The sequence below is a fragment of the Nocardia huaxiensis genome (genome assembly GCF_013744875.1).
In the GTDB taxonomy this organism is placed as follows: Bacteria; Actinomycetota; Actinomycetes; order Mycobacteriales; family Mycobacteriaceae; genus Nocardia; species Nocardia huaxiensis.
The window spans coordinates 6,815,217-6,840,388 of sequence record NZ_CP059399.1; the positions used below are offsets into that span (position 1 = coordinate 6,815,217).

Annotated in this window: 30 protein-coding genes; 8 read left to right on the forward strand and 22 right to left on the reverse strand. The window is 68.8% G+C overall.

Annotated features, from left to right (window positions below; genetic code table 11):
- Positions 1-21: 21 nt before the first annotated feature.
- Positions 22-483 carry a VOC family protein gene (locus H0264_RS30960; protein ID WP_181580824.1) on the reverse strand — a complete coding sequence of 154 codons (462 nt, stop codon included), beginning with the start codon at positions 481-483 and terminating at the stop codon, positions 22-24.
- A 151-nt stretch (positions 484-634) separates the two neighbouring features.
- Between H0264_RS30960 and H0264_RS30965 the strand changes: the two genes are divergently transcribed.
- Positions 635-1,162, forward strand: a complete 528-nt coding sequence (locus H0264_RS30965) for a CGNR zinc finger domain-containing protein (protein ID WP_181580825.1) — start codon at positions 635-637, stop codon at positions 1,160-1,162.
- A gap of 46 nt (positions 1,163-1,208) precedes the next feature.
- Here the strand turns inward: H0264_RS30965 and H0264_RS30970 are convergent, their stop codons facing one another.
- The 16 genes from H0264_RS30970 to pgsA all read right to left on the reverse strand — a co-directional run bounded on the left by H0264_RS30970 (position 1,209) and on the right by pgsA (position 15,512).
- A complete protein-coding gene (locus tag H0264_RS30970) occupies positions 1,209-1,922 on the reverse strand; it encodes an aminoglycoside 3'-phosphotransferase (RefSeq protein WP_244975999.1) in 714 nt (237 codons plus the stop codon).
- 8 nt (positions 1,923-1,930) lie between these two features.
- Positions 1,931-2,122: a DUF3046 domain-containing protein gene (locus H0264_RS30975; RefSeq protein WP_181580827.1), complete on the reverse strand. Its 192-nt coding sequence runs from the start codon at positions 2,120-2,122 to the stop codon at positions 1,931-1,933.
- Between the two features lie 98 nt (positions 2,123-2,220).
- Positions 2,221-3,384 carry a glycosyltransferase gene (locus H0264_RS30980; protein ID WP_181580828.1) on the reverse strand — a complete coding sequence of 388 codons (1,164 nt, stop codon included), beginning with the start codon at positions 3,382-3,384 and terminating at the stop codon, positions 2,221-2,223.
- Positions 3,385-3,490: 106 nt separating this feature from the next.
- Positions 3,491-4,204 carry a PIG-L deacetylase family protein gene (locus tag H0264_RS30985; RefSeq protein ID WP_181580829.1) on the reverse strand — a complete coding sequence of 238 codons (714 nt, stop codon included), beginning with the start codon at positions 4,202-4,204 and terminating at the stop codon, positions 3,491-3,493.
- A 112-nt stretch (positions 4,205-4,316) separates the two neighbouring features.
- Positions 4,317-5,468, reverse strand: a complete 1,152-nt coding sequence (locus tag H0264_RS30990; protein ID WP_181580830.1) for an ROK family transcriptional regulator — start codon at positions 5,466-5,468, stop codon at positions 4,317-4,319.
- 73 nt (positions 5,469-5,541) lie between these two features.
- Complete coding sequence (locus H0264_RS30995; RefSeq protein WP_181580831.1) at positions 5,542-7,017, reverse strand: sugar ABC transporter permease; 1,476 nt, start codon at positions 7,015-7,017, stop codon at positions 5,542-5,544.
- 21 nt (positions 7,018-7,038) lie between these two features.
- Entirely contained in the window at positions 7,039-7,812 is a 774-nt protein-coding gene (locus H0264_RS31000; RefSeq protein WP_181580832.1) for an ATP-binding cassette domain-containing protein, read from the reverse strand.
- 10 nt (positions 7,813-7,822) lie between these two features.
- The gene (locus H0264_RS31005; protein WP_181580833.1) at positions 7,823-8,977 is read right to left on the reverse strand and encodes a sugar ABC transporter substrate-binding protein; all 1,155 of its coding nucleotides are present in this window, start codon (positions 8,975-8,977) and stop codon (positions 7,823-7,825) included.
- Positions 8,978-9,173: 196 nt separating this feature from the next.
- Entirely contained in the window at positions 9,174-9,350 is a 177-nt protein-coding gene (locus H0264_RS31010) for a hypothetical protein (RefSeq protein WP_181580834.1), read from the reverse strand.
- Between the two features lie 136 nt (positions 9,351-9,486).
- Positions 9,487-10,431 (reverse strand): NADP-dependent oxidoreductase, encoded by a 945-nt coding sequence (locus H0264_RS31015; protein ID WP_181580835.1) that lies wholly within the window; start codon positions 10,429-10,431, stop codon positions 9,487-9,489.
- A gap of 54 nt (positions 10,432-10,485) precedes the next feature.
- Positions 10,486-10,989: a hypothetical protein gene (locus tag H0264_RS31020; protein ID WP_181580836.1), complete on the reverse strand. Its 504-nt coding sequence runs from the start codon at positions 10,987-10,989 to the stop codon at positions 10,486-10,488.
- Positions 10,990-11,123: 134 nt separating this feature from the next.
- Positions 11,124-12,776 (reverse strand): phage shock envelope stress response protein PspM, encoded by a 1,653-nt coding sequence (pspM, locus tag H0264_RS38830; RefSeq protein ID WP_244976000.1) that lies wholly within the window; start codon positions 12,774-12,776, stop codon positions 11,124-11,126.
- Positions 12,777-12,823: 47 nt separating this feature from the next.
- Entirely contained in the window at positions 12,824-13,639 is an 816-nt protein-coding gene (locus tag H0264_RS31030; RefSeq protein ID WP_181580837.1) for a PspA/IM30 family protein, read from the reverse strand.
- A 183-nt stretch (positions 13,640-13,822) separates the two neighbouring features.
- A complete protein-coding gene (locus tag H0264_RS31035; protein WP_181580838.1) occupies positions 13,823-14,230 on the reverse strand; it encodes a helix-turn-helix domain-containing protein in 408 nt (135 codons plus the stop codon).
- Between the two features lie 45 nt (positions 14,231-14,275).
- The gene (locus H0264_RS31040; protein ID WP_231084707.1) at positions 14,276-14,818 is read right to left on the reverse strand and encodes a CinA family protein; all 543 of its coding nucleotides are present in this window, start codon (positions 14,816-14,818) and stop codon (positions 14,276-14,278) included.
- A complete protein-coding gene (gene pgsA, locus H0264_RS31045; protein ID WP_420832120.1) occupies positions 14,808-15,512 on the reverse strand; it encodes a CDP-diacylglycerol--glycerol-3-phosphate 3-phosphatidyltransferase in 705 nt (234 codons plus the stop codon). The genes H0264_RS31040 and pgsA overlap by 11 nt, the downstream gene beginning before the upstream one ends.
- Before the next feature lie 120 nt (positions 15,513-15,632).
- Between pgsA and H0264_RS31050 the strand changes: the two genes are divergently transcribed.
- Entirely contained in the window at positions 15,633-16,175 is a 543-nt protein-coding gene (locus tag H0264_RS31050) for an amino-acid N-acetyltransferase (RefSeq protein WP_181580840.1), read from the forward strand.
- 39 nt (positions 16,176-16,214) lie between these two features.
- Positions 16,215-16,499, forward strand: coding sequence for a YciI family protein (locus H0264_RS31055; RefSeq protein WP_181580841.1), 285 nt, complete (start codon positions 16,215-16,217; stop codon positions 16,497-16,499).
- Between the two features lie 69 nt (positions 16,500-16,568).
- Here H0264_RS31055 and H0264_RS31060 read toward each other — a convergent pair whose 3' ends face one another.
- Positions 16,569-17,219, reverse strand: coding sequence for a hemerythrin domain-containing protein (locus tag H0264_RS31060; RefSeq protein ID WP_181580842.1), 651 nt, complete (start codon positions 17,217-17,219; stop codon positions 16,569-16,571).
- A gap of 155 nt (positions 17,220-17,374) precedes the next feature.
- Between H0264_RS31060 and H0264_RS31065 the strand changes: the two genes are divergently transcribed.
- On the forward strand, positions 17,375-17,950 hold the full coding sequence (locus H0264_RS31065) for an LURP-one-related/scramblase family protein (protein ID WP_181580843.1): 576 nt from the start codon (positions 17,375-17,377) through the stop codon (positions 17,948-17,950).
- 4 nt (positions 17,951-17,954) lie between these two features.
- Here H0264_RS31065 and H0264_RS31070 read toward each other — a convergent pair whose 3' ends face one another.
- Entirely contained in the window at positions 17,955-18,932 is a 978-nt protein-coding gene (locus tag H0264_RS31070) for an alpha/beta hydrolase (RefSeq protein WP_420832121.1), read from the reverse strand.
- A 258-nt stretch (positions 18,933-19,190) separates the two neighbouring features.
- Between H0264_RS31070 and H0264_RS31075 the strand changes: the two genes are divergently transcribed.
- Positions 19,191-20,792, forward strand: coding sequence for an FAD-binding oxidoreductase (locus H0264_RS31075; RefSeq protein WP_181580844.1), 1,602 nt, complete (start codon positions 19,191-19,193; stop codon positions 20,790-20,792).
- Complete coding sequence (locus H0264_RS31080) at positions 20,789-21,394, forward strand: TetR/AcrR family transcriptional regulator (RefSeq protein ID WP_181580845.1); 606 nt, start codon at positions 20,789-20,791, stop codon at positions 21,392-21,394. The genes H0264_RS31075 and H0264_RS31080 overlap by 4 nt, the downstream gene beginning before the upstream one ends.
- A 19-nt stretch (positions 21,395-21,413) precedes the next feature.
- On the opposite strand, the gene H0264_RS31085 is transcribed toward H0264_RS31080, so the two are convergent.
- The gene (locus H0264_RS31085; RefSeq protein ID WP_181580846.1) at positions 21,414-21,902 is read right to left on the reverse strand and encodes an FKBP-type peptidyl-prolyl cis-trans isomerase; all 489 of its coding nucleotides are present in this window, start codon (positions 21,900-21,902) and stop codon (positions 21,414-21,416) included.
- 400 nt (positions 21,903-22,302) lie between these two features.
- Here H0264_RS31085 and H0264_RS31090 point away from each other — a divergent pair, with 400 nt between their 5' ends.
- On the forward strand, positions 22,303-22,725 hold the full coding sequence (locus H0264_RS31090; RefSeq protein ID WP_181580847.1) for a hypothetical protein: 423 nt from the start codon (positions 22,303-22,305) through the stop codon (positions 22,723-22,725).
- A 5-nt stretch (positions 22,726-22,730) separates the two neighbouring features.
- Here H0264_RS31090 and H0264_RS31095 read toward each other — a convergent pair whose 3' ends face one another.
- Together H0264_RS31095 and H0264_RS31100 are read right to left on the reverse strand one after the other, a co-directional pair.
- Entirely contained in the window at positions 22,731-23,186 is a 456-nt protein-coding gene (locus tag H0264_RS31095) for a hypothetical protein (protein ID WP_181580848.1), read from the reverse strand.
- Positions 23,187-23,198: 12 nt separating this feature from the next.
- Positions 23,199-24,725 (reverse strand): DUF4419 domain-containing protein, encoded by a 1,527-nt coding sequence (locus H0264_RS31100; RefSeq protein ID WP_181580849.1) that lies wholly within the window; start codon positions 24,723-24,725, stop codon positions 23,199-23,201.
- Positions 24,726-24,899: 174 nt separating this feature from the next.
- Here H0264_RS31100 and H0264_RS31105 point away from each other — a divergent pair, with 174 nt between their 5' ends.
- Positions 24,900-25,163, forward strand: coding sequence for a GlsB/YeaQ/YmgE family stress response membrane protein (locus H0264_RS31105; RefSeq protein ID WP_181580850.1), 264 nt, complete (start codon positions 24,900-24,902; stop codon positions 25,161-25,163).
- Positions 25,164-25,172: the final 9 nt, after the last annotated feature.

Genomic DNA, 25,172 nt, shown 5'->3' on the forward strand with positions numbered 1-25,172 from the left:
CCGGGCGGTGGGGTTATCGGCTCAGAAGAATCCGCAGGTCGGTGCGGAACCACTGGGGGCGGGGGCGGATTCGGCGCCGGCGGGGGCGTACACCTCGAGGCGGATGCCGTCGGGGTCGGTGAAGAAGATGCCGCCGGAGGAGGCGCCCTCGCCGTGCGCGACCACACCGTCGTGGGCGAAGGTCACGTCCAGCTCCTTGAGCGCCGCCTCCACCGCCTTCACCTGGTCGATGGTGTCGACCTGGAACGAAAGGTGGTGCAGGCCGGGCGTTTTCGCGGAGAACGAGCCGTCGCTCTGCTGCCACAGGGTGAGTTGCAGCTTGCCGTCCGCACCGAGGAAGGCGAAGCGCTGCTCGCCGCCGGTGCTCGCGCCGAGCTGCTCGAAGCCGAGGGCGCGCTGATAGAAGTCCACCGAGCGGGTCAGGTCGGTGACATTGAGGCCGACATGGCCGGTGGCGAGCTGCGGGGCGGCGACGGTGGTCATATTTCCTCCAGGAACATCTAACTCGTTGGTGTTGTTTCGATGGTTAGAACGTAGGAGGATGACGGAGTCACTGTCAACCCTCTAAATAAATGTGACTGGTTAGAATGGCGGTGCTCAATCAATGGACTCGAGGAGCTGGTTAATCTCAGGCATGCCCGATCCGCGTCCCCACGTCGGCGAACCGCTCGCGCTGGACCTGCTCAATACCCGCTGGAACAGCGCGGACGGTCCCGTGGACCTGCTCACGGATGTCGCCGGTCTGCGGCAGTGGCTCGCCGACAACGAGCTCACCGACCGCAGCCCGGCCGACGAGCCGACACTGCACGCGCTCATCGAGGCGCGAGAGGCGATTCTGCGGGCCATCCGCAAGGAGTCGATCGACGATCTCAATCGAGTGCTGGATGCCGGGCGGCTGCGGCGCACACTCACCACCGCCGGTCCGGCCGACGAGGTGGAGGTGCCGGAGCGGACGCGACTAGCGGGCTGGCTGGCCGCCGACAATCTGCTGGAGCTGCTGGGCGAAGCGCCGGACCGGATCAAACAGTGTGCGCACCCGCAGTGCGTGCTGTGGTTCTACGACACCTCGAAAAACGGTGCGCGCCGGTGGCATTCGATGGCGACCTGCGGCAACCGCGCCAAGGCCACCCGGCATTACGCGAAGAAGACAGCCGAGGTCTGAGTGTTCCAGACCCAGGCCCGGGCGGTCGTCCCCCGGGCCGCAGCGGTCAGAACAGCTCGTCGAGCAGACGGTAGTAGCGCAGGCGGGTCTCATCCGGCTCGGGCAGCCCGTAGGCGGCCAGGAATGCCCGCACCTCATCCGGCCCGAAGTCGTCATCGAGATCTCGTACGGCCAAGGCGACATCGCGGTATCGGTCGGCCACACCCAGGCGTCCGACATCGATGAGCAGCCCGCCGTTGAGCACATTGGACGGCGTGTAATCCCCGTGCGCCACAACGAGATCCTCGACGGCCGGGCGTTCGGCGTGCAGGCGCTCGAGCACCTGTTCGGCGGTCTGGCCCAGATTGTCGTCGTCGAAGTCGTCGACATCGACCTCACCGTCGCGGACCAGACCGCCCGCCTGCGCAAGCATGGCATCGAGGCGACCGTCGAAGGGGCACAATGCGATCGGCAGGTCGTGCAGGCGGCGCAGGGTCTCCCCCATCGTCCTGCCGGGCGCGGCGGCGGTGGCCAGACTCGGCACCCCGGCATCGGCCAGCACCAGCGTATCCGCTTCGAACGCAACGACTTTCGGCACGGTCACACCCTGCGCGGCCAGCCACTCGAAGCGTTCGTATTCGGCGCGAGCGACGGGACCGCGCTTCATCCAATAGGCTCCGCCGACCTTGACCACACCGCCGCTCTGGCCCTCATGGTCCTGCGAGTACACCGGCGCGGGACCGAACAACTCGGCGACGCCGGGCGGTAGCGCAGCGCTCACGCGACCACTCACCACCGCGCCTTGGGGACATCGAATTCGGCGCACAGCGCCCGCCACACATCGCGCGGGTCCACCCCGCTCTCGATGGCCTGCGCCCCGGTCCGCCCCATGGACGGGATCACATGGTCGGTCAGCAACGCATCCCCGCGCGCCGTACCGAATTCGGTATGCAACAGCTCCTGGAATTCCGTCAACCGCACCTCGGCAGCGTACGCCACACGCGCACCGCGGTCATGAATCGGTGTCGCCGAGGCCCCGCAGTATCCGTCTTCGAGCTGCTAGCGGCCGCTACGCCCGGTCAGTTCGAGTGTGCCCCCGACAGGACCTGATGGCAGACCTCGATCGGGTCGGACGCCAAGGTGACGCCCGCGGCGGCGCGTCGTGCGGCGTCGGTGAAGGCGGGCTCGGTGAGCATGCGGTGGACCGAATCGCGGATCGCCTCCGGGGTGAGGGGCCGGATCAGCAGCGAACTGCCTTGGCGGGCAGCGCGATTGGCCAGCTCCCACTGATCGCCGCCACCCGGCACGGTGATGATGGGGACGCCCGCGAGCAGCGATTTGGCCAGCAGCCCGTGACCGCCGCCGCCGATCACCAGCGCGGCGTGCCGCAGCAGCTCGTCCTGGCGCCCCAAACCGGCGGTGGCCCAGGGCGGAAGGTCGGCGGGCGGGGTGTCGAGCATGGAGATCGCCACGCGCACACCGGAATCCGCGAGCGCTTCGAGGACCGCGTCGGCCATGTTCGTCACCCCGGTCTGCGCGGTGGAGGGAGCCACCACGACCAGCGGGGCATCACCCGGCGGCAGATCCAGAATGTGATCGGTGGGCTCCCACAGCAGCGGGCCGATCAGATGCGCGTTCTCCGGCCAGTCCGGGCGCGGCACCTCGAGCGCGGGCAGAGTCGCGATCAGCCGCGCCGCGGGGCCCGGATCCTCCGGCGGCAGACCGATACTCGCGCGGGCCTCCTCACGCTGGGTCTCCCCCCGGCGGATGGCGCGCGCGGACAGGGTGCGCAGCATGGAATCCCGAGCCCGGCCGCGCACACCCTCACCGGCGGCGAGCCCGCTCCCGATGGGCGGCAAACCCTTCGACGGCAGATACAGCGGATGCGGCGACAACTCCACCCACGGCACGCTGAGCCGTTCGGCCGCCATACCGCCCCCGGCGGTCAACACATCCGAGACCACCAACTCCGGCAGCATGGCACTGAGATCGGGCAGGATCTCGGTCGAAATATGCGCCGCCCGTTGATGAATCCGCGCACCGGCATCCTCATCGTCATCCTCCGCGCGCGGCGCCAACCCTTTCAGCCGCCGCACCCCGATCCCCGCCGCCATGGCCGCGTCGAACCAGCGCGGGCTGGTGAACAGCACCGGCTCATCACCCGCCGCCAGAAACCGCAGGCACAACGCGATCGCCGGAAAGGCATGTCCCGGATCCGGTCCGGCCACCACCGCTACTCGCACGCGCCCCAGCGTGCCACACCCCGCCGACGTCAGGAAACGGGTACCGGCGGAGTGTCTCGATGCTCGTGGTCGCGACCTGTTTCAGCGCCCTGAACAGGCGCTCACCTCAGCCCGCGAAGTAGAACAGCTCGAAGGAGACCGCGTGGGCGGCCTCGAACCCTTCCTTGGGGCCGCAGGTCATGTCGATGACGGCGCGGGCCTGGTCGGCGACCGGGTCCGGGCTCAGGGCCGCCAGGTAGCGGGCGTGCGCGGCCAGGGATTCGACCGCCACCTCGAGGGTGTCGCTGACATCCACGGCGTGGCTGCCCTCGGCGACGCCGCAGACGGCCGCCCAGCGCGGCGACCAGATCGGCAGGGCGGCGATCTCCGGGAAGATCCACTCGTTGCCCGCATCGGAGACGGCGTCGAGGGCGGCGCGGCCGACGGCGCGATGGTCGGCGCTATTGGCGTATCCGCGCGCCCAGCCGTCACCGAAGTTGAACAGCACCACCATCTCCGGCTGATGCCGGCGGATCGCGGCGGCGATGTCGCGGCGCAGCTCGAGGCTCTCCACAATGCGGCCATCCGGATGCCCGAGGAATTCCACCTCGCTGACTCCGACGATCTTGGCGCTGGCTCGCTCCTCGTCCTCACGCAGCGGGCCGGATTCCGCGGGCGGCAGCCCCGCGATGCCCGCCTCGCCGCTGGTGGCCAGCACATAGCGAATGTCCTTGCCCTGCCGCGTCCAGCGCGCGACAGCGGCCGCCGCACCGTATTCGATGTCGTCGGGATGCGCGACGATGACGATGCCGCGCTGCCAGTCCTCGGGAAGCTGCTCCATACCTGAATTCAACATTGTTCCCAGGGGCTCCGCCCCCGGACCCCCAGAAGCTCTGCTTTTCCCAGGGGCTCCGCCCCGGCCCCCGTTACGGGGCTCGGGTTTTCGAGGGTGTTCAGAGGATGGGGAGGATGCCCTCGAAAGCTGCTTCTGCGGCGCCGAGGAGTTTCAGATCTGTTCCGAGGCTGGATTTCTCGATGCGGATGCCACCCATGGCGCGGCTGACCATGCTGCGGCTGCGGACCTGGTCGGCGACGCGGGTGATGGCGGTTTCGGGGAGGGCGGTGAACAGGTCGCCCAGGACCACCAGTTCGGGGCCGAGGATATTGACCACGTTCACCAGGCCGAGGGTGAGCCAGTCCAGGTAGTCGTCGAGCAGTGTGCCGTAATCGCCTTGGAGTGCACGTAATTCCGCGACGATGGTGCCGCGCGGGCCGTGTTCGGGCAGGCCGAGGGCGCGACAGAGGGCAGCCTCGCCTACCTCGGTTTCCCAGCAGCCGATATTGCCGCAGTGGCAGGTGCGCCCGCCCGGATGCACTGTCATGTGGCCGATTTCGCCGAGGTAGCCGGCGGAGCCGCGCAGCAGCGCGCCCTGGGCGATGAGGCCGCCGCCCACGCCGACGTCGGCGGAGACGAAGACCGCGTCGGATGCGCCGCGCCCGGAACCGCGCACAAGTTCTGCGAGAGCGCCGAATTCGGCATCGTTGCCGACCACGACCGGTAGGTCCAGCACCGCGCCCATGCGGGAGCCGAGCGCCACCTCGTCCCATTCCAGGTTCGCGGCGGTGTGCACATGCCCGTCGGAGCGGCGCACGACGCCGGGGACGGAAATACCGGCCGCCACCGGGCTCACCCCCAGATCCGCCGCCAGCAGGGACGCCGATTCGGCCACATGCGTGATCACCTCGTGCGGATTCCGTTGCCGCCCATGCAGATTCCAGCTGTTGCGGCCCAGGATCTGGCCGCCGAATCCGACCAGGGCGATACCGGCCCGCTCCACCTGCACGTCCACCGCCAGCACCACCGCCGCCAGCGGTTGCGGCAGCACCAGCAGCGATGGGCGGCCCGCCCCGCGCGCCAGGCGCGGCACCTTCTCCTCCACCAGACCGGTTTCGGCGAGCCCGTCGACCAGCATTTTGATGGTGGACCGGTTGAGCCCGAGCTCGGTGGCCAGGGCCGCACGGGTGGCGGGACCACCGGTGTGCAGCAGGCGCAGGAGGCTGGACCGGTTGAAGCGGCGCACCTCGTCCGGTCGGGCGACGGTCATGGACTCAGGAATACCATTGCGGCGCCCGGTGACCCGGAACCGACGCCCCCGGACAGCCCACCGGCCACCGGGCTCATCGCGCCGCCGCCGCGGCCCGCCGCCGGGACAGTGCGTCCACCGTGGCCGCCAGCAGCAACACCTGACCGGTGACGACCGAGACCACCGCGGCAGGCTGCTCCAGCAGCCCGAGCCCATTGGACACCACGGCCAGCACCGCGCCGCCGATCACCGCGTCGGCCACCCGACCCTTCCCGCCGAACAGCGAGGTGCCGCCGATCACCGCCGCGCCGACCGCGAACAGCAGGGTATTGAGCCCACCCGCCTGCGGATCGACCGAACCGACCTTCGACGAGTAGATGATCGCGCCGATCGCCGCACACGACGACGAGATGACGAAAACGCTTGCGCGCAACTGGGTCACATTGATGCCCGCCCGGCGCGCCGCCTCGGTGTTCCCACCGACCGCGTAGATGTGCCGCCCGTAGGTGGTGTGGTTGAGCACGTAGGAGCCCGCCACCAGCAGTGCCAGCACGATCGGCACCACATACGGGATGCCGGAGATCACGATCAGCTTGCTCGGCGAGCGATTGACGGTGAGCAGCGCGGTGACCACGACCGCGAAACCCACCAGCGCCGACACCTTCGCAACCACCAGCGGCGTGGGCGCGGTGACCAATCCGCGCCGCCGGCGCCGCAGATGCCCGCCCAGCGTGACCGCCGCGTATCCACCCGCCGCCACCGCGCACAGCAGCCAGCTGCCCAGGGTGGACAGATTGCCGTTGGCCACCTGATCGAGCACATGCGACGAATTGATGCCGAGCACGCCGCCCTCGCCGATGAGCTGCAGGATCACCCCCTGCCAGGTCAGGAACAATGCCAAAGTCACCACGAAGGACGGCATTCCGACCTTGGCGACCAGGAACCCGGTGATGCAGCCGATGGCCGCGCCCACGCACACGGCCAGCAGCATCTCCACCCACGGATTGGCTTCGAAACCGATCAGGGTCACCGCGACGCCCAGCAGCGACAGCGCCACTCCGGGCCAGATGCGCAGCAGCGCGGCCAGGATCGCCGCCAGCACCATCAGCCCGTTGAAGATGAAGAACACCGTGGATCCCATGCCGGACAGCAGGTTTCCGTTCTCCACGAAATGCAGGGCGAGCACCGCGGCGGCCACTCCGGAGGCGGTGCCCGCCGACAGGTCGATCTCACCGATCAGCAGCACATAGACGATGCCGATGGCGATGACGGTCTGCCCCGCGCCCTGGGCGAGCAGGTTCGCGATGTTGTTCAGGGAGAAGAACACATCCGACATGCTCGAGAACAGAACCACCAGCACGACCAGCCCGAGCAGGGCCGGCAGCGAACCGATCTCGCCCGAGCGCAATCGAGTGGCGTACTCGCGCAAGGCTTCCCGGGTGGACATGGTGGTGGTGTCGATGCCGAAATCGGCGATCGCCTCGGGTGGGCGCGACGGCGCCGGAGGCGGAACGGCTTTCGCGCCTTCCGCTTCCGGGCCGCCGGGTGCGGTGGTCTTCGAACTGCTCATGTCCTCGTTCACGATGTCCCCTCACAGCACCGCGGCTTCGGGACGGGCCAGCCCCAAGTCGCCGGAGCGGCCCGCCGTGATCAGCTCCACCACCTGTCCGTGGGTGACGTCGGCGGTGCGCACCTGCGCCGCCGTCCGGCCCAGGTACAGCACCGCGATCCGATCCGCCACCTCGAACACGTCGGCCAGGTTGTGGCTGATCAGCACCACGCCCAGGCCCTGTTCGGCCAGCCGCCGCACCAGGTCCAGCACCTGCCGGGTCTGCGCCACGCCGAGGGCGGCGGTGGGCTCGTCCAGCAACACCAGATTGCTGTTCCAGAGCACGGCTTTGGCGATGGCGACGGTTTGCCGCTGCCCGCCCGACAGCGACGACACCGGCGTGCGCACGGATTTCACGGTGCGCACACCCAGGGATGCGAGCGTGCTGCGCGCCGCCTCCTCCATGCTCGCCTCGTCCATCCGCCACGGCTTCCCGCGCTCGCGGCCGAGGAACATATTGGCCACGATGTCGAGATTGTCGGCCAGCGCGAGATCCTGGTAGACGACCTCGATGCCCAGGGCCGCAGCGTCTTTCGGGCCGCGCAGGTGCACGGGCTCGCCACGGAAGCGGACTTCGCCGGAGTCGGCGGCGTGGATGCCTGCCACGCATTTCACCAGCGTGGTCTTGCCCGCGCCATTGTCGCCGACCAGGGCGGTGACCTGGCCAGCGGGCACGGTGAGAGCCACATCGTGCAGGACGTGCACCGCGCCGAAACTCTTGTTCAGGCCGGTGATCTGGAGGAGGGGCGCGCTCATCGACTGCCCCTCAGCGGATGCCGAGTTCGGTGCAGGCGGTCTGCACGTCACCGGAGCAGATGTCGGCGGCCTTCACGTAACCGGCGTCGGTCACCGTTTTCACGTCGGCGCGCAGCACTGTTTGCGGCTGCAGCAGAACGGATTTCACGTTCCGATTGCCCTTGGGGTCCTGACTCACGCCCTGCGCCAGGCCATCCGCGGTGGCGGTGTCGCCCTTGGCCAGGGCCACAGCGAGTTTCGCGGCCGCCTGTGCTTCGTCGCGGATGGGTTTGAACACGGTCATGTACTGGTCGCCGCGCAGGACCGCCTTGAGGCCGTCCACGGTGGCATCCTGGCCGGTGACCGGGACCTTGCCATTGAGGCCGTTCTTCTTCAGCACCGTGATCACCGCGCCCGCGAGCCCGTCATTGGCGGCGACGACGCCGTCCACGCGGCCGCCGTTTCCGGTGAGGATCTGCTCGAAGGTGGTGCCGCCCTTCTGATTGTCCCAGCCGTCGATGGGCTGGGAGCGCACCAGCTTCAATGCACCCGAATCGTAGAGGGGCTTCAGCACCTTCTGCTGGCCCTGATAGAAGAGGGTGGCATTGTTGTCGGTGGGCGCGCCCTCGATCTCGACGACCTCGCCGCCCGGCTTGTCCTTCAGCGCGGTGGCCAGCGCCTGGCCCTGGAGCTCGCCGACCTTCACATTGTCGAAAGACACGTAGTAGTCCGAGGATCCGCCGAGGTTGAGGCGGTCGTAGTCGATGGTGGGGATGCCCGCCTTCTTCGCCTTGGAGGCGACCGCGCTGCCCACCTCGCTATTGATCGAGGCGATGATGAGCACCTTCACGCCCTTGGCGATCATGCCGTCGGCCAGCGTGCTGAACTTCTGCACGTCACCCTGCGCGTTCTGCACATCGGCGGCGAAACCCTCGGCGCGCAAGGCTTCCTGCAGCATGGGCTTGTCGAAGGTTTCCCAGCGGGCGGAGGTGGCGGTCTCCGGAAGGATCACACCGACCGTTCCATTCGCCCCGCCGCCGTCGGTCCCACCCGGAGAATCATCACTGCTGGAATTGGATCCGCAGGCCGTGAGCGTCAGCACTCCGGTCAGCGCCACCGCGACAGCGGCACAGCCGAGCCTGCGACGGCCGGAATCTCGCAGCGGGAGTGGGCTTTTCGTCCTCATCACGGTGACCTTCCCGAACCGCGGCCACGGCGTACAGGGAGACCGTCACGGCCGCGCAATCCATATGTTGTGGGCAACAACATATGCGAGAAGACCGGACGGGGAGACCGGAATCACACAAACCGGTCGCACCGAAATGCCAACGGGCCGACCGGCGTCCCCAACGACACCGATCGGCCCGGCCCGAAAGCTGTTCTTACAGCTTGCTCAGCGGCGACTTGTCCGAGGAACCGGACATCGCCTTGTACAGCAGGTACAACCCGAACACGATCGCGCTGATCAGCAGAATGGGGAACAGTCCCTTGATCAGCGCGCCGATGATCGCGAGCGCGATCCATACGACCGCGACGACGCCGATGATCTTCCAAAGCATTGCAGCCTCCCTGGTCTCCGAACCGCCGTCTCCGCGATCCGTCTCCTCCATCCTGGCCCCTGCATCTGAGAAAATCACCAGGTCAACGCCAATATCGGGGGAAGTTCAGGGTTCACCCCGAGACCCGGCGCACGACTCAGGGCAGCAGTATCACCTTGCCGCCCGCATGCCCGGCCCGCACGAATTCGTGCGCCGCCGCGGCCTCGGCCAGCGGATACGTGGCCGCGATGACCACCTCGAGTTTGCCGGCGGCCAGCAGCTCGAGCAGTTCCCGCCACGCGTTGCCCCGGACGGCGACCCCCGGATCGGCTCCGGGTCCGAACCCGAGCGCCTTGATGCCCGCCTCCCCGGCGCGGCCGAAGGCGACGATGGTGGCGATCCGCTGCCGGTCCGCGACCAGCTCGAGCGAGACATCCACGGCCTCATCGGTTCCGACGGTGTCGATCGCGGCATCCACACCGTCCGGCGCGAGCGCCCGCACCCGATCCGCCAGCCCCGGCCCGTACGCCACCGGCTCCACCCCGTAAGCCCGAAGCCGCTCATGCCGATTCGGCGCGGCGGTGCCGATCACCCGCGCACCCCGGGCCACCGCGAGCTGCGCCGCGATCGACCCGACACTGCCCGCCGCACCGTGAACCAACACCGTGTCCCCGGCCCGCACATTCGTGGCGACCAACGTATGAACAGCGGTTCCACCGGTGGCGAGCACCCCCGCCGCCACCTCCCAGCTCACCTCGGCAGGCTTCGGCACCACCTTGGCCGCAGCCACATTCACCACGGTCGCGTAGGTGCCCTCACCACGCACAACGACTTCATCGCCCACCCTGATCGGTCCCGCAGGCCCCTCCGCCCCATCACCGACAGCGGTCACCACACCCGAGGCTTCCCCACCCAGCCGCAGCGGCAGCGCCGCAGGATCGTTCCCGAACGCCCCGCTATACCGCTTGTAATCGAACGGATTCACCCCCGCCGCCCGCACCTCGACGGTGACCTCCCCCGCCCCCGGCGGCGAAACCTCCACCTCGACAGCCGTCAGTACCTCAGGACCGCCATACGCGGCCGCAACGATCGCAGTAGCCATAAGACGGTGAACATACCCGCCGGCCGACCGATTCCCATCGGCCGATGGGCCCCGTCAGCCCGGCGACTGCGTCGAATCCCGTTGAGCCTGCTCGACTTCGTCCCGCCAGCTGGACTCTCCGAACCAGCGATCGAGTCCGGGGCCCGCGATCTCCGCGCGTTGGAAGTCGTGGACTCGATCGCCGTGACGCCACTGTGCGCGGTCGACGAGACCGGAATCGACCTGTGGATAACGGATTACGTCAGGCGTCACGGTTGAGGGGACGTCGATCCGTCGCACGACACCCGCGCGGAGGAGAGTCTGCTGCCAGGTTCCGCAATCGTCGATTCGGAACCCGACCTTGCTTCGGCAGTGCGCACACACGATATTGGCTCCCCCCGAGCCCGTAATGCCGAGGCAGCCGAGATCGTCGTCCGGGTCGACGAGCAGCGCCGTGGCCCGGGTATCGCCGGGATTCAGCACGTAATGCACGCCTTCCGGCCCCAGACAGGGCCGCCCGTCCGGCCGGACGTAGTCGATCGCCGGGTATGCGTGCACCGCGAAGGTGCCCGCAGTCATCCGCGCCGGTAGCGGCTCCCGGATCTGGTGCGGAAGTCGGGGCAACTCCGCATCGCCCCGCCACGAGACTTCACGGAGCGGGACGCTCAACGAGATGCCGCATTCGGCGCAAGCGAAAACCCGCATCGCACTTGCTAGGGGTTGGCGCGGTAGCGGTCGTCGGCGAGATCGGTGAGGGCTTGCGCCCAGCCGTCGAGGCGGTCGGCGGCGTCGCGCAGATGCACCATGGCCCAGCCGAGATCGTCTGCGATGGCGGCGCTTTCGGGCACTGCCAGGACGCGGGCCGCTGCGGCCACCATGCCTTCGAATTCGACGACCCCGGCATCCAGGCGCACCGCGACCGACTGGACGTGGTCTGCCAGTGGGGAATTGCGGGGGCCCAGCGCCTCGGCGGCGCGTTCCATGGCTACCAGGTCTTCCGACAGTGCGTGCAGCGCCGCCGATCCGGAGGCGGCCGTTTCGAGGGTGTCGGTCAAATCGTCCTCGGGTAGTCGGCCCGACCGCGCGATCTGCGCTCCCAAGCCGTGCAGTGCCCGCTCGGCCCGCACCAACCGGGCAATGGACGCTCGCGCCGCCGACCGTAGCGGGGGCAGCCGCCGAGGCACGAATGTCGCCTGCGGCAGCGGCTCCTTGCGCATCTGCAGATACTTCTTGGCCGTGACAGCTGTTCCCGTCACCAAGGCGACCGCGCCGCCGCCGACCACGATCACGGCCCAGGCCGGAGCCGAAATCAGCACGAGTCCAACGGTTCCCGCGGTGGTCACCCCCGATGCGGTGCCGAGCCGGAGACTTCTGCGCCGGGTTCGGCGCCTGCGGCGCAACTCCCGCTCGCGTGGATCGGCCCACTTGCGCACGGCCACGAGCGCCTGCTCGCCCATGCCGCGCAAGGTATCCGGCAGGCGGCGAGCCAGCTCTTCGGGCTCGACTCCGGCGGGCGCGAGCACATCCCGCATTACCCGTCCGGCCCGGTCCCCGAGGCGCTCCCGCGCACCATCCTGCGCGGATCGCGAATCCCACGTACCCGCACCGGGATCGGCGGGGTTGTTGCCGCGACGCATCGAACGCCGTTCACGTGGGTCACTCGCGGCCGGGTCCGATTTGCGTCGCCGCAGTCTGCGGGCGGTCCGCTCCGCGGCGGCGTCGACTGCCCCCTGCGGGGCGCTCCGACGGCCGGGATCCGTCGACGAACCAACCTGGTCGTCGAAATACCCTGGTGGATAACCGATCTGCGGGTACGGCATGGTCGATGCCGGCCCGGACTGGGGCTGGTCCGGCGGGGGGAAGTGCGAGGTGGGGGTGCCGTACGCAGGGCGAGATCCGTGCGGGGCAGCGGATTCTCGGTCGCCGGGTGCGGTCACGCCGCCACGGTACCCGGGGGCACCGACATATCCGGGTCCGATCGGCTGCGACGGGTCGGTCCAGCTCGGCTGGGCGACCTGGCGACCGGGATAGGTCTGGGCGGAACGGGTTTCCGGCTGCACGGTCGGTTCGGCAGCGGCGGATTGCGGGCGGTACTCGGCGGTCTGCCCGACCGGCGACGCGATCTCGGGTGCGGGGTGCGTGCGATGCCGCGGGGAATCCGACTTCGACGTCGCGGGCCCGGTGGAAGTCGTTCCGGGGCTGGGGAATTGAGGAGCTTCGGGGGACTCGGGCGGGGCGGGCTGCGAGTTGGGGCCGAAGGGTGAGGGGAACAGGGTGGTGGGGTCGGGTGCTGCCGCCGGACGGGGTTTGCGGCGGAAACGCGCAGGGGAGACCGCGGACTGGTTGTCGGTCCGCGATCTCCCCATCGTGCAATGCCTTTCGTGCTCACCGCCATGCGAGCGGCGGGCGGTGCCTACTGCTGGGCGGCCTGGCCCTTGTTGACGTTGGGCTGGGCCGGGTTCGGGATGGCCTGCTGCTGGGACTGGCCGCCGGCGGGCAGGGCGTCGCCGCGCATGGAGGCGCGGATCTGCTCGAGGCGGCTGTGGCCGGCCATCTGGATGGAGGCCTGCTGGACCTCCATCATGCGGCCCTGGACGGAGTTGCCGGCCAGTTCGGCGGCGCCCAGCGCGTTGGCGTAGCGGCGCTCGATCTTCTCGCGCACCGCGTCCAGGCTGGGGGTGGTGCCGGGGGCGGACAGGGTGGAGTCCATCTGCTGCAGGGAGGCCGAGACCTGCTCCTGCATCTTGGCCTGCTCCAGCTGGGACAGCAGCTTGGTGCGCTCGGCGACCTTCTGCTGCAGCAGCATGGCGTTCTGCTCGACGGCCTTCTTGGCCTGGGCGGCGGCCTGCAGCGACTGATCGTGCAGCACCTTCAGGTCTTCGACGGCCTGCTCGGCGGTGACCAGCTGCGCGGCGAACGCCTCGGCGGCATTGGTGTACTGGATCGCCTTCTCGGTGTCGCCCGCGGCACTGGCCTGATCGGCCAGCATGACGGCCTGACGCGCATTGGCATTGAGCTTCTCGACCTCGTCGAGCTGCCGGTTCAGCTTCATCTCCAGCTGACGCTGGTTGCCGATCACCGACGCGGCCTGCTGGGACAGAGCCTGGTGCTGGCGCTGGGCCTCCTCGATGGCCTGCTGGATCTGAACCTTCGGATCCGCATGCTCCTCGATCTTCGAATCGAAGAGGGCCATCATGTATTTCCAGGCCTTCACGAACGGATTAGCCATCGATTGATCCCGCCTCCATGTGACGTACCGCGTGCCTTCACGCGATATGGTGCGCGACCGTCACGCACCCGGTTGTCCCTATCATCCACTGCGCGGCGGCATCCGGACTGTTCCGTAGCCGCCGCACGCCTCCGGCACGAAGCCTACCGAGAATTTATCCCTTTCGGCTCCAGCGCACAGTGTTCACTTGGCGGCCACCAGCACCAATCGATCCGACTTCGGGGCCGGAATGACGATGCGGGGGCCGAAACCTCCCTCGGTGCCGCGCACGGCGTCGCCGTCGCCACCCTTCGGGGTGACGGCCGCGCCCGCCACGGACAGCGACGTATTCGCCTTGGCGGCAGCCGCATTCGCCTTGTCGGTGGCGGCCATGGCGGCGCTCACATCGAAAAGCACCTGCGCCAGCGGCACATCCAGCGCCTGGCAGATGGCGGCCAGCAGCTCGCTGGATGCCTCTTTACGACCACGCTCGACCTCGGACAAGTAGCCCAGGCTCACCCGCGCGGAGGTCGACACCTCGCGCAAGGTCCGGCTCTGGGCGACCCGAGCGCGCCGCAGGCTTTCCCCGATCGCTTCTCGCAGCAGCGTCATCTCGTTCTCCTCACACTCGTCTCGCCGGACCCAGCGTCTGACTGGTCAACGTCCGGCGTCGGCCCCGCGTTCCCGAGTCTTACACCCGCTACTGACACTGCGGGTGAGTTCGGCGACCGCGTGGTGGACCGCGCCCAACCTGATCGTCCACCGGTCTCCCGCCAGTTTCAACCGGATGACCTCGGTGCCCTCGGGTCCGGCAATACCCAGGAATACCGTTCCCACCGGCTTGCCGTCCTGTGATTCGGGCCCGGCGACACCGGTGAGCCCGAGGCCCCAGTCCGCGCCGCAGCGGGTGCGCGCGCCCACCGCCAGCTGTTCGGCGGTGCTCGCGGCCACCGGTCCGTCGCTGGTCAGAGTGTCCGCACTCACATCGGCGAGGGTGTGTTTGAGGTCGGTGGCGTAGACGATCAGTCCACCCCGCAACACCGCGCTCGCACCCGGAATTCCCGCGATGGCGGCGGCCAGCAGACCCGCGGTGAGCGACTCGGCCGTGGCCACGGTCTGCCCGGAGGTTTTCAGCGCGGCCACCAGATCGGCGGCGGGGACGGCAGCGGTCAGCGGGTCGGCGAGGGGCTCAGGCGGCACGACGGCCGCCGGGCGAGCCGAACCAGAGCCGGGCCGCCTGGGCCACATAGTCGAGACCGGTGACGACTGTCAGCACCACGGCCACATACATCAAAGCCATTCCGGCGGTGGCGAATCCGCCGGACAGCGGAAGCAACAGCACGGCGATCGCCACCGACTGCACCAGCGTCTTGAGCTTGCCGCCGCGCCCGGCCGGGATCACGCCGCGCCGCACCACGGCCAGCCGCAGCAGGGTGACGCCGAGTTCGCGGGCCACGATGACGATGGTCATCCACCAGGGCAGATCGCCGAGCATGGACAGCCCGACCAGGGCGGCGCCGATGAGCGCCTTGTCCGCGATCGGGTCGGCGAGCTTGCCGAAATCGGTGACCAGACCGTATTTGCGGGCCAGCTGCCCGTCGATGCGGTCGGTGATGGCGGCGATGCCGAACAGCGCCGCGGCCGCCCAGCGCCAGTTCGTATCGTGGCCGCCGGCGGTGAACAGGGCCATGAGGAACAGCGGGACGATCACGATCCGCAGAATGGTCAGCACATTGGCGATGTTCATCAGCGGCACGGCCGCCGGTTCCACCAATCCCGCCGGTTCCACCGGGCCCGCGGCGGCGAAGCCGGACCGCACCGGAGCGGCCTCCCCCGATCGCGCCGGACCGGTGCCGGTCCAGCGCCCTTCCACCTCGTCACGCTGCACAGTCACCAGCACCCCCACCAGCCGTCGAACCGGCCATGGTTTCCGGACCATTCCGGTATGCGAGGGGACTGGATGTGCGACACACCGACAAGCCTATCGGTACCGGGGCCGACTACTGTGCACCCCATGACAACACGGGCACCCCACAGTGGTTCGGTCGGCGGCGAATCGGCATCCCAGCCGATCGTGCGCCGCGCCCGAACCTCGGATGTGCCCGCCATCAAACATCTCATCGATATCTACGCCGGTCGGATCCTGCTGGAGAAGAACCTGGTCACGCTGTATGAGGCGGTGCAGGAGTTCTGGGTCGCGGAACGCGACGGGCAGCTGCTGGGCTGCGGGGCGCTGCATGTGCTGTGGGCCGATCTCGGCGAGGTGCGCACGGTCGCGGTGCATCCGGATATCAAGGGCACCGGCGCGGGACACATGCTCGTGTCGCAGTTGATCACGGTCGCGCGGGAGCTGGAACTGCGGCGGCTGTTCGTGCTGACCTTCGAGGTCGACTTCTTCGCCCGGCACGGCTTCGTGGAAATCGAGGGCACTCCGGTCACGGCCGAGGTGTACGCGGAAATGTGCCGCTCCTACGACACCGGTGTCGCGGAATTCCTGGACCTGAGCTACGTGAAGCCCAATACGCTCGGGAATACCCGAATGCTCTTGACGCTGTAACCGTTTCGAACACCACTCCAGATCAGAAAGCGATGGCCCATGGCTGTTTTCGCCGTCCACTACGTCTACTCCGACGCGACCGTGCCGCAGCGCAACGAGTTCCGGCCCGAACACCGCGCCTGGCTGAACAACCTGGTCGACGAGGGCGTCGTGCTCACCAGCGGTCCGTACGCCAACGGCTCCGGCGCGCTGATCCTGGTCAAGGCCGAGGATCTGGAGTCGGTGGAGAAGCTGTTCACCAATGACCCGTTCGCCCGCGAGGGCCTGCTCGAGGACAAGCGGTTCGTCGAGTGGCTGCCGACCATGGGCGCCTTCAGCGCGTAGCCCGACAGATCCGAGAGCGCCGGTGCCTGCTGGGCACCGGCGCTCGATCGTTGCCGGGGGGCGGTGCGGTCAGCCGTAGAGTTCGGCGTCGGCTCGGGCCAGTTGCCGTTTGCCGACGAATTTCCAGAGCAGGCGGATGGGAGCGGGGAGCTCTTTCAGGAAGACACGGCGTTCTTCGGGGGTGGCCACGTCGAGGATGCGGGTGAGGGTGATCAGGCGTTTGTTCCTGGGGGTGCTGGTCATGCCGTGTTCGCCCAGCCGGTGCCATTCCGCGGCGGTGATGTGCCGGGCGACGATGGGGAGGAGTTCTTCCTCTTCGACGGTCATGTGTTCGTCGAGGACCGTGGCGAGTTGGTCGAGGCGGTCGGCCAGGTCCGCGCGGTAGGTGACGGGGTCGGCGGAGACGAGGGTCAGCAGGGTGGTCACCTGGCGCACGAGTTCGTCGACCTGGCCGTGCTGGTCCTGCATGAGCTGGATGCGCGCGAGGTCGTCGGGGGCGCGTTCACGCAGCAGCGGCCAGAGCAGTTCGTCCTCACCGGTGTGGTGAATGTGCAGGCGTTCCATGAGGTCTCGCACGTGGTCGACGACGAGCCGGATGCGGTCGTGGTCGCCCGCGCGCAGTCTGCGCACCAGGCCGGGCGCGGTGGCCAGGTCCTGCCGGAATCCGCGGTGTAGAACCGCCATCTGCTCGATGGCGGGCCCCTGCTCCCGTACCGTCACGTCCCCTCCTCGATTCGCCCGGTATCAGCCCTGTTCATCGTGACATCCGGGAATCGGCCCTCGATCGGATTCGGATAATCGCCCGGGCCGCCCGTTTGAGCGAACGTTCCATAACCGACGCGCGATCAAGCAGGAGACGACACGAGGGGGAAAACATGCGCGAAAACGAGCCGGTGACAGGCCATCTCACCGAGGTCACCAGCATCGACTTCATCCATCCGGCCCGCTGGGTGGAGCACAGCAACTTCGACATCTACGACGCCGCAGGCCGGCCGCTGGGCTCGATGGCGCCCATCGGCTCCACCTGGCAACGGTTGGCGGGCAGCATCCGCGAGGTGCGCGACCCGCACGGTGCGGTGACCCTGCTGCTCACCGAGAAGGTGGTGCGCTTCCGCAGCCGGATCCAGGTCGAACGCCCCGGCGTCGAACACCTCGGCGAGATCGTCGAACGCAGCGGCTGGAAGGTGGCGCTCGAACTGTTCACGGCGGGCGACAAAGTGGGCGAGATCATCGCCGACGCCCCGCGATCCTGGGACTTCCGGGTGTTCGACGCGCACGGTTCACAGCTCGGCACCATCGAACTGCGCCGCGTGCCACGGCATGGAATACCGGTGCGGCACTACATAATTCGAGTGCAGCTGCGCCCCCTTGTGCCGAAGCCGCTGGCGACCCTGGTCTTCACGGCGGCCCCCTACGTCTACCGGTCGGTGCAACGCCAGGAACGGGATTGACCGCCTACAGCCCGAGCCCGCGCGCCAGCACCGGCCAGGACGCGGCCAATTCGTCGTCCCAGTACCCCCAGGAATGCGTGCCGTACGGCCGCAGTGCGACGGTCACCGGGATCCCCAGTTCCGCCAGGCGATCGGCCATGGCCCGCGTGCACTGGTCCACCGCGAGCTCGATGAGACCGCCCACCAGAATCTGATTCGCCAGCGCGTCACCGCCGCCCACGAGATGCCGATCGCCGGGCCGATCGTAGGGGCCGGGCAGCCCATTGCCACTGGACATGTAGAGCTCCAGGCCGCGCAGCGCCTCCGCGTTCACATACGGATCGTTGGCCGCCCACATCGGATCGCCGGCGGGCCCGAACATGTTCGCCGCGTCGCCCCCGCTGTAGGCGACGGTGAGCCGGACGTAGGCCTGACCGATGGCATCGGAGATGCGCGCGCAGCCGCTGTAGGTGGCCGCGGCCCGGTACAGCCCCGGCTTGGCGATCGGCAGTTGCAGCACCGAGGTGCCCGACATCGACACTCCCGCAATGGCATTGCGGCCGTTCGCGCCGAGGGCCGCGTCGATCAGCGGCGGCAGTTCCTCGGTCAGATAGGTCTGCCATTTCATGACGCCGAGCCGCGGATCCGGCGCGCGCCAGTCCGCGTAATAGGAGCCCGCGCCGCCGATGGGCTGCACCACGTGCACGTTCTTGCCGGCGAGGAAACCGAGCACACCGGTGGCCTGGTCCCAGGAGCCGGGGCCCTTGCCGCCACTGCCGCCGCTGAGCAGATACAGGACCGGGCGCGCGACCGAGGTGTCGGCAGCCCGCTGCACCGCCACGGTGAAATCGGCGTTCATCGCGGCCGAGTGGACGGTGAGCTGCAGATGCCGGTCATCGATGCTGCGGCTGTCCACGATTCGCGCCCGATCCCGTGCGCCCGGTTCCGCTGCCGCCGCGCTCTCGAACACCGGCAGGGCGACCGCGACGGCGAGCACACCCATCCCGATCACCAAGGCCGCACTGCGCATCATCCAGCGGTATCGCACGTTGTCTTCCTGCTCCTGTTGCACTGCTTCCGAGTTGGCGGGGAGTTTGTCAGTGAGCTACTAACAGCAGGTTTCCGGCGGATTTCGGGAGATCGCTCTTCACACGCACCGCGGGTGACGCACCGCGTGCGGGTCGCCGCTGTGCGTTCCGGTTGCGAATTGACTCCGGGTTAATTTACCCTCCGGTCAATTCATTTCGGAGGGAGCGCGCGCGTGTCGACACGATCGTGGTGGGGCTGGGGCAATGTCGAGGACGCGGTGACCGGAGCCGAACGCGAAGCCCTGACGCGGCGGGTCGCGGCCCTGCTGCCGGGGGCCGATCTGAGCGTGCACGAAGCGCCCGATCCGAAGGATCTCGCCGTGCCCGAGCCGCGCATCCAGTTGCCGGGCACGCTGGCCCATCTCGCCTCGCAGGATCTGGTGGACCGGCTCGCGCACGGGCACGGGCAGGCGTTCCGGGATGTGGTGCGAAACCTGCTGGGGCGCATCGATCATGTGCCCGATCAGGTGGTGCGGCCGCGCACCGAGCAGGATGTGATCGACGTGCTCGACTGGTGCGCTCGCTCGAATGTGGCCGCGGTGCCGTTCGGCGGCGGTTCGTCGGTGGTGGGCGGCGTCGAAATACGATGCGGCGCAAACTATTCCGGGACGATCGCGCTCGACATGGGGCGGCTGGACGCGGTCGTGGAGGTCGATCGGGTGAGCCGGGCGGCGCGCATCCAGGCGGGCGTCTTCGGCCCGGCGCTGGAGGCCGCGCTGCGACCGCACGGGCTGACGCTGCGCCACTTTCCGCAGTCGTTCGAGTTCTCGACGCTCGGCGGCTGGCTGGCCACGCGGGCGGGCGGGCATTTCGCCACCGTCTACACCCACATCGACGACCTGGTCGAGTCGATGCGGGTGGTGACGCCGGTGGGGGTGAGCGCGTCGCGGCGGCTGCCCGCCTCGGGCGCGGGGCCGTCGCCGGATCGGATGTTCCTGGGCTCGGAGGGGATGCTGGGCGTCATCACCGAAGCCTGGATGCGCCTACAGGATCGGCCGCGCTGGCGGGCGGGTGCGTCGGTGGTGTTCGGCGATTACGACGCGGCCGTCACCGCCACCCGGGTCATCGCGCAGTCGGGGCTGTTCCCCGCCAACTGCCGGCTGCTGGATCCGGTGGAAGCCTTCCTCAACGCGGGCACCAGCACGGCGGGCGGGGTGCTCGTGCTCGGGTTCGAATCCGCCGACCATCCGGTGGACGAATCCCTGCGGCGTGCCCTCGACATCTGCCGCGACCACGGCGGCACGGCCGCCGAGAACACGCGCGACGACGAGACGCGGGACCGCTCCGACGCGGCGGGCACCTGGCGAAACTCGTTCCTGCGCATGCCCTATCAGCGGGATGCGCTGGCCGCGCAGTCGATGATCACCGAAACCTTCGAAACCGCCTGCACCTGGGCCGATTTCGCGGCCCTGCGCGGCGCGGTGCAGGACGCGGCGACCGCGGCGTTCGCCGCGACGGGTGTGACCGGGCTGCTCACCTGCCGTTTCACCCACGTCTATCCGGACGGTCCCGCACCGTATTTCGGCATCTACGCCGCCGGACGCTGGGGCCGGACCGTGGAGCAGTGGGACGAGATCAAGGCCACCGTCTCGGAGGCGCTGCACACGCACGGCGGCACCATCACCCATCATCACGCCGTCGGCCGCGATCACCGGCCCTGGTACGACCGGCAGCGGCCCGAACCCTTCGCGGTCGCGCTGCGCGCGGCCAAATCGGCCCTGGATCCGGCGGGCATTCTCAATCCCGGCGTGCTGCTCGACCCGGCGGCCCGATGACCCGCGCCGGCACCAAGGGCGTCCCCCGCGAGCAACGCGAACAGCAGATCCTCGAGCTCGCCACCGCGGAGTTCGGCGCGCACGGATACGCCCACGCGTCCCTCACCCGGATCGCCTCCGCCGCAGGAGTTTCCAAACCCCTGATCTACACCTACTTCGGCTCCCGCGACGGCCTGCACGCGGCGTGCGTGCACCGCGCCGGCACGGTGCTCACCGAGGCGGTCGCGGCCGCCCAGACCGCATCCGGCGCACAGGCGCGGGCGCTGGCCACCCTCGACGCCATCTTCCACGCCCTCGACGGGCACACCCGGAACTGGACCCTGCTCTACGACACCACCCTGCCCCGAGGCAGCGAACCGTATCTCACCGCGCGCCGCTACCAGGACGCGCTCAACACCATGGGCGCGCAGGGCGTGGCGCAAACCCTCACCGCCGCAGCCGATTCCGACCCCGGCGACCATTCGCTCATGCTGTCGCTGTGGTTCGGCATCGTCTCCACCACCATCGCGTGGTGGAGCGATCATCCCGGCTACACGCCCGATGAGATGACCGCGCGGTGCGTTCGCCTGTTCACCGCCCTCCGGCAATCGAATTCACCGTGACGGCACCGCGATTCGCCGATCAGTGGGCGTGGTCGTCGTCCGCGCCGTGCGGGTGGCCGTGGGCGATCTCCTCCGCGGTGGCGTCGCGGATGCCGACCACCTTCACCTTGAAATGCAGGCGCTGCCCGGCCAGCGGGTGATTGGCGTCGATGATCACATCGTCACCGTCCACGCCCACCACGGTCACGATCTGCGCGTCGCCGTCCGGGGCCTCGGCATGGAATTCCATGCCGACCTCGAGCTCCTCGACATCCTCGAACATGTCCCGCGCCACCGTGCTGACCAGCTCGGCCAGATATTCGCCGTAGGCGTCCTCGGCCTCGACGACGACCTCGAGCTCGTCACCGACGGCCTTGCCCGCCAGCGCACCCTCCAGGCCGGGCACGATATTGTCCGCGCCGTGCAGGTACTCCAGCGGCGCTTCGCCGGCGGAGGTGTCCAGCACGTCGCCTTCGTCATCGGTCAGGGTGTATTCGATGGACACGACCTTGTCGGCAGAGACAACCATGACGTGCAGCCCTTTCGCAGAGTAATACCGGCGAGCAAATGTATCCGAGGTGGCGTCCGAACCGGCGGAGCACCTCGCTCCGGGCGCTGCGTCCGCGTCGGCGCCGCCGCGTCCAGCGCCAGCGCAGCGTCCCGGCCTGAGCGGACCGGCCTGCTCGATGGTCGATGACCTCCGTCCCGGGTACACGGCCGTATTCGTTCCTGACCGAATGATGCTGCCGGACGGCGCGGCTCGCATCTACGGTGGGCGATCGAGATCGTCCTAGGCGGAGGCTGCACCCATGTCCGACACACCGTATGAACCAGGACCCCCGCAGTATCCCGCGAACCGGCCGCCGTATCCCGCGCAGCCGTACGGGCCTTATGCTCCCCCACCACGATTCGGGACGCCGATGACCTCGATGCCCAGGAGCGTGCGGGTGGCGCAGATCGCCGCGCTGATCCTGGCCGCGCTGGGCGTGATCGCGATCGTGTCGCTCAGTTCCATGGGGTACTCGTACTCCGCCGGGAAGCTGACGTTCGCGTATTTTCCGGCGTTCGGTGCGGCCATTACCGCGCTGTTCTTCGGGCGCGGGGGCTCCGGGACCAAGGTCACGGCCATTGTGTTCGGCGCGTTGATGATTCTGTTCTTCCTCTCGTCCATGAGTCTGGCCGGGCAGGAGGAATCAGGCGGTCGGGTGGTCGGCGGGGAGCCGGTCGCGGGGGACGACTCCCGCGTATTGATCGTCTACGGCGCGGGATTCGGGCACCTGGCCGTCGGCATCCTGCTGGTTGTGGTGCTGGCGCAACGGGTTTCGGGGGACTGGTTCCGGCGAGCCCGCTGATCCGGCTACGGCCGCGCGGCGATCAGGTCGACGCGATAGTTCTGCGGTGGGATCTCGCCGTCGGAATGGCGGCGCTCCGGGCTCAGGTTCACCAGTGTCAACCGGTAGCCGCCTGCGGTATCGGCCGCCAATTCCGGGTAGGCGGTGGCGAGTTGGTGCTCGGCCTGCACGCCTGCCGCGACCACGGTCAGGACGATGATCGCGTTGCCTTCCCAGACGCAGTCGACGTCCACGGGGCAGCGGCTGTCGCTCGAGACCTCGTTGAACAGCACGGTGAGACGCTCGTCGTCGAGGTGTGCGGTGGCGCCGGGCGAGAGCGTGAAGGGCGTGCCGAGTTGCGCGATCACTGTGGAGGGTGGCGGCGCGGTGGTCGTGGGCGACGGCTCGGACCACGGGAGGCAACCGGCCGCCGCCACTACGGCCACCAGCAGCGTGCCGTGTGCGAGTCGTCTCCGGATCATGTCCTCACCCTCTCACTCGGGGTGCGCTCGCAGGAGTTGGTCGAGCCGGCCGGTTTCGGTGTGGGTGAGGCGGCCGCCATGGTCGAGGGCGTCGGCGAGCAGCAGGGCCAGGGAGGTGCCGTGCACGCGAATATCGCTGGGATTGCCGCGGATTCGGAACTTCCGCCACGTGTCGTCGTCGCGCGGGGTCGGCACGATTTCGCAGACCACCCAGTGGGTGCGGAGATCGGCCGACTCGAGGTCGTAGGTGGTCGCGGCGGCGACGCAGGTGCCGTCGGTGCGGGCGAACATGACGGTCAGGTCGAGGTCCGAGCCGGGCACTGCGGCGCGACAGTGTTCGCGCACGGGCAGGATTCGCCAGGCGCCGTCGAAGAGCGTGCCGGTGCCGATGCGCATGTAGAGGCGCTGCACCTCGGCCGAACCGTCCAGCCAGTCGTTGTCCGATTCGGGTGCGGTGACCTGGTGGTCACGTTCGATGCGGTCGATCACCTCGTCGATCTCGATGGTCGCCGCCTCCAGATGCCAGCCCGGTAGCGGGCGCAGCGCCCCGTCCGCGTCCTGGGTGACGCCGACCAGCCCGGCGCGCAGGGCGACGGCGCGATTACGACCTTCGATCTGATCGTTGACGTGCACCACCGCGCGTGCGAGCGTGGCGGGCACCGCTGTGCTTCGAATGCCCGGGAAGTCGAAATCGAAGGCGCTCTCCGGCTTTCCGCGCGGTTCGTCCAGCGGCAGGTCCAGCATCGGGTTCGGGACGTCGAAGGTGACCCCGCCCTTCAGGTAGGGGTAGAACCGGGTGATCCAGCCGGTGGCGCGGTCACCGCCGTAGGCGTCGACCGGGTTGTAGATGCGCTGCCAGAATGCGATATCGGGCTCCCCGGCGGCGGCCCGCACGAACTCGTCGGCGATGGGAGCCAGTGAGCGGCACCAGGTTTCGAGGCCGAAGTCGGCCAGGGCGTCCACCCGTTCGCGAATCTTGCGCCAGTCCTCCACGGTGCCCGTCAGGGTGATGGCGGGAATCCCGCAGACGCACATCATCCACAGCGCGAAGTACTCGGCGTAGGCGTCAAGCGCCACCACCCGGCCCGCGATCCGCTCCACTGCGGTGCTCGTGGTGAAGTCGCATTCGAACAGTGCGGTGCCCCTGGCCTTTTCGGCGAGACCCTTCTCGAACAGCTCGACCGCGTACGCCCAGCCCGCCGCGTCCGCGGGCATGCCGCCGTCGACCGTGACCGTCAGCGTCGCCCGCCCCTCATGATCGACCAGCTTCGCGCGCAATTCTTCGGCGTGCAATCGGATGTGCCGGGCCAGGCCCTGAGTGACGGTGAGCCACACCGCGTCCGGGGACAGCACCAGCGGCCGATGCTGTGCGAACGCCTGCGCGACCGCACTGAACAGCGGATGCACCCCGTCGGGCGTCAGCATGGGAGTCGCCGGATCACCGCCGATCACAAGCGCATCCGCGTACAGCTCCCCCAGTGGCCGGGTAGCCAGTGGTTCCGCCGCGGGCGTCACCGCGTCGACCTCGAATCGCATCATCGTCCTCGCCTCCCTCGTACGCCACCCCGGTCGGACGTGCGGCCCATTCTGCCGGGCCGGCGGTCACCGCCGCCCCTCAATTTCCGCGGTGAAACGGCGTGTCACAGTCCGATTTCCGCTGATGAACGAGCGACCATGGGCCTGAAATCGGCACTGCAACTGGTAGGAGACACGATGCTCACACTCGGATTCTTCGGTTGGATCGTTATCGGCGGCTTGGCCGGCTGGATCGGCAGCAAGCTCATGGGCACCGACGCTCAGCAGGGCATCGTGCTCAATGTCGTGGTCGGCGTCATCGGCGGCCTGCTCGGCGGCTTCCTGCTCAAACTGCTCGGTGTGGACGTACGCGGCGGCGGGCTGATCTTCAGCTTCCTGACCTGTCTCGGCGGCGCGGTGCTGCTGCTGTTCATCGTCGGCAAGGTCACCGGCCGCAAGTAGCGTGCGGGA

Bases quoted from the DNA above. Each gene is read 5' to 3' on its own strand.
- H0264_RS30960 (WP_181580824.1), bottom strand. From the start codon at position 483: ATGACCACCGTCGCCGCCCCGCAGCTCGCCACCGGCCATGTCGGCCTC.
- H0264_RS30965 (WP_181580825.1), top strand. From the start codon at position 635: ATGCCCGATCCGCGTCCCCACGTCGGCGAACCGCTCGCGCTGGACCTG.
- H0264_RS30985 (WP_181580829.1), bottom strand. From the start codon at position 4,204: ATGGAGCAGCTTCCCGAGGACTGGCAGCGCGGCATCGTCATCGTCGCG.
- H0264_RS30990 (WP_181580830.1), bottom strand. From the start codon at position 5,468: ATGACCGTCGCCCGACCGGACGAGGTGCGCCGCTTCAACCGGTCCAGC.
- H0264_RS30995 (WP_181580831.1), bottom strand. From the start codon at position 7,017: ATGAGCAGTTCGAAGACCACCGCACCCGGCGGCCCGGAAGCGGAAGGC.
- H0264_RS31000 (WP_181580832.1), bottom strand. From the start codon at position 7,812: ATGAGCGCGCCCCTCCTCCAGATCACCGGCCTGAACAAGAGTTTCGGC.
- H0264_RS31005 (WP_181580833.1), bottom strand. From the start codon at position 8,977: ATGAGGACGAAAAGCCCACTCCCGCTGCGAGATTCCGGCCGTCGCAGG.
- H0264_RS31010 (WP_181580834.1), bottom strand. From the start codon at position 9,350: ATGCTTTGGAAGATCATCGGCGTCGTCGCGGTCGTATGGATCGCGCTC.
- H0264_RS31015 (WP_181580835.1), bottom strand. From the start codon at position 10,431: ATGGCTACTGCGATCGTTGCGGCCGCGTATGGCGGTCCTGAGGTACTG.
- H0264_RS31020 (WP_181580836.1), bottom strand. From the start codon at position 10,989: ATGACTGCGGGCACCTTCGCGGTGCACGCATACCCGGCGATCGACTAC.
- pspM (WP_244976000.1), bottom strand. From the start codon at position 12,776: ATGGGGAGATCGCGGACCGACAACCAGTCCGCGGTCTCCCCTGCGCGT.
- H0264_RS31030 (WP_181580837.1), bottom strand. From the start codon at position 13,639: ATGGCTAATCCGTTCGTGAAGGCCTGGAAATACATGATGGCCCTCTTC.
- H0264_RS31035 (WP_181580838.1), bottom strand. From the start codon at position 14,230: ATGACGCTGCTGCGAGAAGCGATCGGGGAAAGCCTGCGGCGCGCTCGG.
- H0264_RS31050 (WP_181580840.1), top strand. From the start codon at position 15,633: ATGACAACACGGGCACCCCACAGTGGTTCGGTCGGCGGCGAATCGGCA.
- H0264_RS31055 (WP_181580841.1), top strand. From the start codon at position 16,215: ATGGCTGTTTTCGCCGTCCACTACGTCTACTCCGACGCGACCGTGCCG.
- H0264_RS31065 (WP_181580843.1), top strand. From the start codon at position 17,375: ATGCGCGAAAACGAGCCGGTGACAGGCCATCTCACCGAGGTCACCAGC.
- H0264_RS31070 (WP_420832121.1), bottom strand. From the start codon at position 18,932: ATGGGTGTGCTCGCCGTCGCGGTCGCCCTGCCGGTGTTCGAGAGCGCG.
- H0264_RS31080 (WP_181580845.1), top strand. From the start codon at position 20,789: ATGACCCGCGCCGGCACCAAGGGCGTCCCCCGCGAGCAACGCGAACAG.
- H0264_RS31085 (WP_181580846.1), bottom strand. From the start codon at position 21,902: ATGGTTGTCTCTGCCGACAAGGTCGTGTCCATCGAATACACCCTGACC.
- H0264_RS31090 (WP_181580847.1), top strand. From the start codon at position 22,303: ATGCCCAGGAGCGTGCGGGTGGCGCAGATCGCCGCGCTGATCCTGGCC.
- H0264_RS31095 (WP_181580848.1), bottom strand. From the start codon at position 23,186: ATGATCCGGAGACGACTCGCACACGGCACGCTGCTGGTGGCCGTAGTG.
- H0264_RS31100 (WP_181580849.1), bottom strand. From the start codon at position 24,725: ATGATGCGATTCGAGGTCGACGCGGTGACGCCCGCGGCGGAACCACTG.
- H0264_RS31105 (WP_181580850.1), top strand. From the start codon at position 24,900: ATGCTCACACTCGGATTCTTCGGTTGGATCGTTATCGGCGGCTTGGCC.